Below are 8205 nucleotides of genomic sequence, written 5' to 3' on the forward strand. Positions count from 1 at the left end.
TGCCGCCGTGGACCGAGGTCGACGTGTTCACCGTCGCCGACCGGGCCGCCTGGGAGGACCGCCCGCTGCACAGCCTGCCGCCGGGGGCGCCGGAGTTGCCGGAGGCGCAGGACCGCACCCAGTCGGTGGAGCTCGTCGGCCAGCTTGCGGGTCTGCGCAAGCCCACCGAGAGCCCGAGTCAACTCGTGCACGGCGACCTCTACGGCACCGTGCTTTTCGCCGGGACCGCCGCCCCGGGAATCACCGACATCACCCCGTACTGGCGTCCCGCGTCCTGGGCGGCCGGGGTGGCCGTCGTCGACGCGATGGCGTGGGGCGAGGCCGACGACGATCTGATCGAGCGGTGGGATTATCTGCCGGAGTGGCCGCAGATGGTGTTGCGCGCCTTGATGTTCCGGCTTTCGGTGCACGCCCTGCATCCGAGGTCGACGCCGGAGGCGTTCGCGGGTCTGCGGCGCACCGCGGCCGTGGTGCGGATGCTGGTCTAGGCCGGCCGGTGCCGCACCGAGGCCAGCGGCACCCGGCCGTCGTCGGCGAGCACCCCTTCGGCGCGCAACAGTTCCAACTGCCGCGACGCCAGGTGCGGCGCGGGCCGCCCCGTCGCGGCCAGCACCCGGTGCCACGGCAGATCCGAGGAGTCGGCGCTCATCACCCAGCCCACGATGCGGGCGCTGGAAAGCCCTGCCGCGCAGGCGATATCACCGTAGGTGGCCACCCGCCCCGGCGGGATCGAGGCGACCAGGGCCCGCACCCGCTCCACCTGCTCGTCGGTGACCTTCGCCATCTCCGGGGCCGTCTCCGGGGCCGACTCAGCCGAGCATGTCGCGGATGACGGCGGCGGTCTCGGCCGGCTTGGCCAGCGGCACCATGTGCCCGCAGCCGAAGTCCACGAGCCTGAAGTCCCCGCCGAGCCGACCCGACAGCGCATCCACCAACGCCTCGGTCACATACGGCGGATCCTGAAAGGCCGCGCGCACCAATGTCGTCCGGGTTCCCTTGTGCGGCAGCACGATATCCCGCGCCAGCTCACTCCAGTAGGAGGCCATCGCCGGGATGCAGACCCGCCAGCCGTAGCGGCCGCCGGGCAGCGCGATCAGGTGCTCGTCGAGGTCCTCGTCGAGGTCGGCCGGCCCCACGTCGGCCCACGACCCGGTGGCCTTCTCGGTTCGGGCTTCGGCGCGGTCGGTGTAGTCCGGGGAGGCCAGTGTCGCCTCGGCGACCTCCCGCATCCACCGACCGTCGAGGGCCACCGCCGGGTCGAGCAGCACCAGACCCGACACCAGGTCGGGACACTGCGCCGCCAGGTGCAGGGCCACCGCGCACCCGAACGAATGCCCGACCACCGTCACCGGGCCGTCGGCCTCGTCCTCGATCAGCCCGGCCAGCGCGGTGACGTTGGCGTCGATGCTCCACGGCGCGGCGTAGGACGAGCGGCCGTGCCCGAGCAGGTCCGGCGCCAGCGCCGGGACCTCCGGCAGATACGTGCCGGCCAGGCGGCGCCAGCGGGCGCCGTGCCCGGTCAGGCCGTGGATCATCAGGACCTCGGCCGGGCCCGGGGGGCCGTAGCGGTTGTGGTGGAGCGGCCGGGAACCCATGGCCGAAATCCTAGGGCGGGATCCGCTCAGGAGGTGGTGTCGGCGCCCCACTGGAAGCTGTTGACGTACTTGCCCAGGTCCTCGGCGATCTGAAGATTGGCGCCCGAGGGCAACCCGGGGCCGGAGTCGGGGCCGAAGGACCGGTACGGACCGGCAGCGAAGGCGATCAGGGCCAGATCGTCTTTGACCGCCGCCATCGCCAGAATCCGCTGGCGGGTGAACGACGAGGTGGGGTTCTGCGGCCATTCGTCGGCGAGTACCCCGAAGCCGGGTTCGTAGCCGACCATGGCGTTGGGGATCTCGTAGGAGACGGCGGCGTCGGGGAAGCGCTTCCTCAGCAGCGACTCGACGATGTCGCGGGCGGTCCGGCCGGCGGCCGGTTGGGAGAACAACTGCATGACGCCGGTGTCACCGGCGATCAGTTCGGCGGTGACGCCGTTGTCGGAGGTGGTGACCTGGTAGATCGACTCCGACGTCGGGTAGGACACCGAGAACTCCCCACCCGCGGAGGTGAACCTGGGCAGTCCGGTCACCGGGGTCCCGGCGGGCGGCCGACCGCACTCCGGCGGGCACATGTAGTGGGCGATCTTCGGCGTCAGCATCAAGGTGATCCCGGCCAGCACCACGGCCGCGGCGGCCACCGTCGTCCCCCACCGGCCCAGCAGCCAACCGACACGGGGCCGCCGCAGTGCCGGGGCCCGGTAGCTCGCCGCGGGCAGCGCGTAGCCGGGATAGGACACCTCCGACGGATCGCCGGCCGTGCCGTCGGGGTGGGGTCGGACGGCGCGGCGCTCGGCACGGGAGGTCCGCGTCGAGGCCCGCGTCGCGGCCCCGCAGGCCGGGCAGAACGCCATATCGGGTACCACCATCTCGCAGTGGATGCACAGCAACGGCTCGTCGGCCCGGATCGGGTCGGGCGCCTCGTGCAGCAGAGCGAGTTGCAGGGCCAGGCGCAGGGCCACCACGGCGAGAACCGTCATGGTGAGATGGATTGCGAGCATGCCCAATTGGGGCAGCCCGACGATGTCGACCACACCGACCGAGGTGTGGAACAGCACCACCGTCACGGCGATGGCCCCCAGGACCCATCGGACCCGCCGGTCGTGGGGCCCGGCCGGCTGGAACCACAGCGTGAGCCCGACCAGTCCGCCGGCCACCGCGGCGGTGACCGGGATCGTCACCCCGGTCATGGCGACCTCGACGACCAGTCCCTGCCACGGCCGGACGTGGGCGAACAGCCCTGTGGTGAACTGCGGGGCCAGTCGCGCCATCGTCGCCGCGGCGGTGAAAACCAGAGCGCCGAGGGCTCCGATGACGAAGCCGTCCAACGACTCTCGTGTTCCGCGACGGAAGATCCTGATCACCACCGCCGGCACCAGCATCAGCAACATGCCGGCCGTCGGGATGGCGACGCCCTGGCTGAACAGGTGGTGCAGTGCCAGTCCGGCGCTGATCGAGACGTTGTAGGTGCGCGCCACCAGGCCGCCGGTCAGCAGGACCCAGCCCGCCCCCAGGACGGCGCCCAGTGCCGCCGCGAGGATCAGCGACCCGCGGGGGATGTCCCGGACCAGGCTGGAGGCGCGCAGATACAGCACGAACAACACCGGCAATCCCAACGCCGATATCGCGATTCCGGCGACCGGGACCTTCATGGCCACTGAGACCGCCAGGGCGACGACGGCGACGAGCAGGGTCACCCGGAACGGCGTGCGGGAGCGGTTGGGCAGGTGGGGGAACACGGCACTGGCGAAATGCGGAACCAGCACGCGCTCCGCGGGCGCGGCCCCGAAGACTTTGGGCCGCAACAACATCGGTCGTTCCCGATCACCGCCCAATCCGTAGCCGCACACCCCGCAGAAGTTGCCGGCCGGCACCGCGGCCCGGCAGTGCGGGCAGGTGACCCCGCTCATTGCAGCACCGCCTGGGTGACGAGCAGGACCTTGGCGAGGTTCTCGACGTCGGGGGTGCCCAGTCCGGTCACCGGGTCATATCCCGGGCCGGCGTTGTAGACGGCGTTGCCGCCGCGCACCACGTCGTGGAACGCGGGCAGTTGCGATCCCTCGGCGGCCCGGTACAGCAGCGGGTTGAGATCGCCCAGGGGTGCGCCGCCGCGGGCGACCAGGTACTGGTTGATCACCGCGGCCATCCCGGCCCACAGCGGGGCGGACACCGAGGTGCCACCACCGACGAGCACCTGCTGGTTGAACACGATCTTCACCCCGGTGAACTGGTCGGCCACCGCCGAGATGTCCGGAACCAGCCTCTTGCCCGCTCCGCGTGGGAAATTCACCCTCGCCTGCCAGCGCGGGCGGTCGAACAGTGCCGACACACCGCCCCCCGTCCCATGTGACAGCGGGGAGTCGAACCAGGCCTTCTCGGCGAGCCACGTCCCGTCGGCATCGGTGGACAGCGTGGTGCCGCCGACCGCCGTCATCTCCGGCATCGAGGCGATGGCGTCCAAACCGATGTTGTCCTCATGCGGCGGCGACGACCATTCCTGTCCGCCTTTGCATTCCAGGCCGGCGAGGTCGCCGCTGGCATCGAAAGCGGTGGTGCCGTTGGTGTGTGCGGCCGCCAGCGCGGCGCGGACCGGGGCCAGGTCGGCGGCGGTGATGAGCTTGTCGCAGCCCCAGCCGATGGAGAGACTCCACACCGCGCCGGGGTAGCGGCGGTCGGCGTCGCGCATCATCTCGGCGATCTTCTCGTAGGCGCCGTCCCCCTCCACCGTCGGGCGGGCATTGACCAGGACCTTCTTCGCGTCCGGGGCGATCGCGTGGATCGCCTCGAGATCCATGGTGGCCTCGCCGCGCCGGGCCGGCGGCTGGCCGCCCACCACGTCGGGGGTGAACTTCGGCAGGTTGAACGTCTCGGCGAAGGTGTCCAGATCGGCTTGGTCGAATCCGTCGAAGGCGAACACCACCACGGTGGCGCCCTTGCCGGTGAACCCGGCCTCGTGCAACGGCTCGATGTTGTAGGTGCGCAACAGGGTTTGCGGTGTCAGGCCCTGCCCGGGAACCTCCAGGGGCAGCTGCCAGCGGTTGGACTCCCGGTGCGGGGTGTATCCCAGGATGCGGCCGAGTCCGCTGACCTCGCCGCTCAGTTCGGCCGGCACACCGGGCTGCTGGGGCGAGGCGTAGAAAACCTGACCGAGCCGCCCCCGGTAGTCGTGCACGTCGACGTCGAAGGCCCGGGAGACGGCGGTCGCCGGCCCCTCGAGGTACGCCCACTCCTCGCTGGGTTGCCAGCGCACCGCCAGACCGTTGTCCCGGGCCCAGCCGAGGAGACGATCCGGGCGGGCGTCAGCGCGCAGCGCCGCGGTGATCTGCACGTGGCTGCGGTCGGCGGGGCCCAGATCGGTGGACTGGTCCAGCAGTGCGGCGTACGGCCCGGCGATCCGGCCGGGGGAGTCCGCGTCCGGCCGCCCGGCCACCTCGACCGCGGCGAAGGCGGTGACGGCGGCCAGTGCGGCCGCCATCACCACCCGCCGACGCCTCACGACCGACATTCTCACCCGCCGGTGATCACATTGCCCGGCAGGGCGGTCGGAGCCGGCGGGGCCTTGACCGTCGGGGCGAACGAATTGCCCGAACCGGAGCCGCCGTTGGAGCCCTTGGTCACGGACTTCTCCGACGGCGAGGGCGGCGCGGTGGCACTCGGGGCGGACGGCGCCGGCGTGGCCGGCTTCTCCTTGGTGGCACAGGCTCCCAGCATTCCCATTGCGAGAAGAGCTACCGTGCCGGCCGCAACGGCCGTTCGGCGCCACGCGGTCGGTGACTTCATGGTGTCCTCCTGTTCGTGCGCCGTAGGGGCGACTGTAATCGTGTAACGGAGTCCGGCGCTGACTACTCCGTGACCCGACTCTGCGCTCCTCGGGCAGGCGGATCCGTCCGGCGATCGGGTGGTTGTCGGGATGACATCCGGCTCCACCGACCGGAGGACACCGCGGCGAGGCTCTACCCTGAGCGCCGTGCGCCTCCTCGCCGTCCTGCCGGTGATCACGGCCGTCGCCGCCGCGCTGTGCGCGCTGTGGGCGCCGGCCCGCCGGTTCCTGTGGCCGGTGGTGGCACTGGCGGCTCTGAACGTGATTCTGACCCCGTTGACCAGCGGGGAGTGGTTCTACCAGCATGCGGAGGACGCCTCCTACGAACGGGCCGTCACCCGGGGCGACTTCTCCGCCTTCGATCGTCTGCTGGCCCAGCACGACCCGCATCTGCACCCCAGGATGATCGCGATGGCGGTGGCGCTGCTGATCGCCCTCGCCGGGTTGGCGGTGCTGCAGGCCCGCGACCGCAGGGGTGTCCACGGCCCGCCCGCGCTGTCGCGCGCCGCGGCCGGAGCGGTACTGCTGGCCGCGGCGGTGACCCTGGTCCAGGGCGGCCTGCTGCTCGTCGGGTGACCGCCGGGCCGGTGGACCGGCGCCACGCCGTGAATCCGGATCGCGGTTTCTGTCGTAGCTGCGTGGTGTCATGCGGGCATGGGCATCGTTCGCATCGTCGGCGGGCCGGGCACCGGTAAGACCACCCGGCTGATCGACGCCGCCGTCGCCCGCATCGCCGCCGGGACGGACCCCGAGTCGGTGCTGCTGCTGACCTCGGCCCGGTTGGCCGGCCAGACCCGCGGGGTTCTGACGGCGCGGTTGCTCGGTGCGTCGTCGGCTGCCGGCGGCGGCGAACCGGCCGTGGTGCGCGAGCCGCTGGTGCGCTCAGTGCACAGCTACGCCTTCGCGGTGCTGCGCAAGGCCGCCGAACGGGCCGGGGATCCGCCGCCGCGACTGGTCACCGGCGCCGAGCAGGACGGCATCATCCGCGAACTTCTCGCCGGTGACCTCGAGGACGGCGGCCGGAGCTGGCCGCGGGAGCTGCGCCCGGCGCTGACCACCGCCGGGTTCGCCACCGAACTGCGCGACCTGCTGGCCCGGTGCGCCGAGCGCGGGGTCGATCCGGTCGAACTGCAGCGCCTCGGCCGGTCCTGCGGCCATCCGCAGTGGGTGGCGGCGGGCCGGTTCGCCCGGCAGTACGAGCAGGTGATGCTGCTGCGCGCCTCGGTCGGCACCGCCGCGCCGCAGGCGACGGTGCCGGCACTGGGCGCCGCCGAGCTGGTCGGCGCCGCGCTGGACGCGCTGGCCGCCGACCCCGGTCTGCTGGCCGCCGAGCGCGCCCGGGTGCGGGTTCTGCTGGTCGACGACGCCCAGCACCTCGACCCGCAGGCCGCCCGGCTGGTGCGGGTGCTGGCCGCCGGTGCCGAATCGGCGGTCCTGGCGGGCGATCCCAACCAGGCGGTGTTCGGCTTCCGCGGCGCCGATCCCGGCCTGCTCGCCGGGCCGGGCGCGAACGCCGGGGACGTGGTCGGGCTGACCCGCTCGCACCGCTGCGCGCCGGCGATCGCCCGGGCCATCGGCGGGGTGGCCCGCGCACTGCCCGGCGCCGGGTGGCGGACCCTGGACGGAACCGTGTCGGGGGCCGACGGGGACGACGGCGCGGTGATCGTCCGGGTCGCCGAGTCGGCGCACGCCGAGGCCGCCACCGTCGCCGACGCGCTGCGCCGTGCCCACCTGGTCGACGGGGTGGCGTGGTCGCAGCTGGCGGTCATCACCCGATCGGCCGCCGCGGCGGCGGCGCTGTCGCGGTCGCTGTCGATGGCCGGGGTGCCGGTCGACACGCTGACCGGCGGCGCCCCGATCGGGGAGCAGCCCGCCGCCCGCGCACTGCTGACCGTGCTGAACTCCGTCGCCGACGGCCTGGACGGGCAACGGGCCGAGGCGCTGCTGACCGGCCCGATCGGCCGGGTCGACCCGGTCTCGCTGCGCCAGTTGCGCCGCGCGCTGCGTCGCACCGACTCCTCGCTGCCCGAGGCGCTGACCGGTCCGGCCCCGCAACTCCCCCCGACGTCGGCCAAGCCGGTCGGCCGGGTGCGCGCCGTGCTGGGCGCGGCCGCCCGCAGCCACGGTGCCGGCAATGACCCCCGCTACACCCTGTGGCAGGCCTGGGAACGCAGCGGTCTGCAACGCCGTTGGCTGAGCGCGGCCGAACGCGGCGGGACCGAGGGCGCGCTGGCCGAGCGCAACCTCGCCGCGGTCACCGCACTGTTCGACATCGCCGAGGACTACGTCGCGCGGACCACCGGAGCCTCGCTGGGCGGACTGCTCGACCATGTGGCCGGCCTGTACCTGCCGCCGGTGCACGACGCCGTGCCATCCGGTGAGACCGTCGCGGTGCTCAGCCCGCATGCCGCGCTGGGCCGGGACTGGGAGATGGTCGTCATCGCCGGACTGCAGGACGGCTTGTGGCCCAACACCACTCCGCGCGGTGGCGTGCTGGGCACCCAGCGGCTGCTCGACGTCCTCGACGGCCTGGGCGACGACGTGTCGGCCCGGGCGCCGCTGCTGGCCGAGGAACGCCGCCTGCTGATCGCGGCGATGGGCCGGGCCCGCCGCCGGCTGCTGATCACCGCGGTCGACAGCGACGCCGGCGACGAGGCCGGCCTGCCCTCGCCGTTCGTGGCGGAGTTGGCCGGCTACGCCGGGGCGGCTGCCGGGGCCCCCGGCGCCCCGCCGGGCCCCCGGCCCGCCCCGCCGGTGCTCTCCCCGGCCGCGGTGGTGGGCCGGCTGCGC

At 73.3% G+C, this 8205-nt stretch carries 8 protein-coding genes; 3 read left to right on the forward strand and 5 right to left on the reverse strand.

Annotated features, from left to right (window positions below; all coding sequences use genetic code 11):
- On the forward strand, positions 1 to 488 hold a 488-nt coding region (locus ADBZ5U_RS12970; RefSeq protein ID WP_526810806.1), incomplete at its 5' end, for a TIGR02569 family protein.
- Here the strand turns inward: ADBZ5U_RS12970 and ADBZ5U_RS12975 are convergent.
- The 5 genes from ADBZ5U_RS12975 to ADBZ5U_RS12995 are packed head-to-tail and all read right to left on the reverse strand — an operon-like array spanning position 485 to position 5312.
- Entirely contained in the window at positions 485 to 784 is a 300-nt protein-coding gene (locus ADBZ5U_RS12975; protein WP_526810808.1) for an MGMT family protein, read from the reverse strand. The two genes, ADBZ5U_RS12970 and ADBZ5U_RS12975, sit on opposite strands and share 4 nt — an antisense overlap.
- Positions 785 to 809: 25 nt before the next feature.
- Positions 810 to 1595, reverse strand: a complete 786-nt coding sequence (locus ADBZ5U_RS12980; protein ID WP_526810809.1) for an alpha/beta fold hydrolase — start codon at positions 1593 to 1595, stop codon at positions 810 to 812.
- Between the two features lie 26 nt (positions 1596 to 1621).
- Positions 1622 to 3505, reverse strand: coding sequence for a zinc ribbon domain-containing protein (locus ADBZ5U_RS12985; protein ID WP_526810811.1), 1884 nt, complete (start codon positions 3503 to 3505; stop codon positions 1622 to 1624).
- A complete protein-coding gene (locus tag ADBZ5U_RS12990) occupies positions 3502 to 5100 on the reverse strand; it encodes a S53 family peptidase (RefSeq protein ID WP_526810819.1) in 1599 nt (532 codons plus the stop codon). Before ADBZ5U_RS12990 ends, ADBZ5U_RS12985 begins: the two co-directional genes overlap by 4 nt.
- 2 nt (positions 5101 to 5102) lie before the next feature.
- Positions 5103 to 5312 carry a hypothetical protein gene (locus ADBZ5U_RS12995; RefSeq protein ID WP_526810813.1) on the reverse strand — a complete coding sequence of 70 codons (210 nt, stop codon included), beginning with the start codon at positions 5310 to 5312 and terminating at the stop codon, positions 5103 to 5105.
- 250 nt (positions 5313 to 5562) lie between these two features.
- Between ADBZ5U_RS12995 and ADBZ5U_RS13000 the strand changes: the two genes are divergently transcribed.
- Positions 5563 to 5991, forward strand: coding sequence for a hypothetical protein (locus ADBZ5U_RS13000; RefSeq protein ID WP_526810815.1), 429 nt, complete (start codon positions 5563 to 5565; stop codon positions 5989 to 5991).
- Between the two features lie 78 nt (positions 5992 to 6069).
- The coding region (locus ADBZ5U_RS13005; RefSeq protein ID WP_526810817.1) for an ATP-dependent helicase at positions 6070 to 8205 on the forward strand (2136 nt) is incomplete at its 3' end.

The sequence above is a fragment of the Mycobacterium sp. genome, from assembly GCF_040398885.1.
GTDB lineage: Bacteria > Actinomycetota > Actinomycetes > Mycobacteriales > Mycobacteriaceae > Mycobacterium.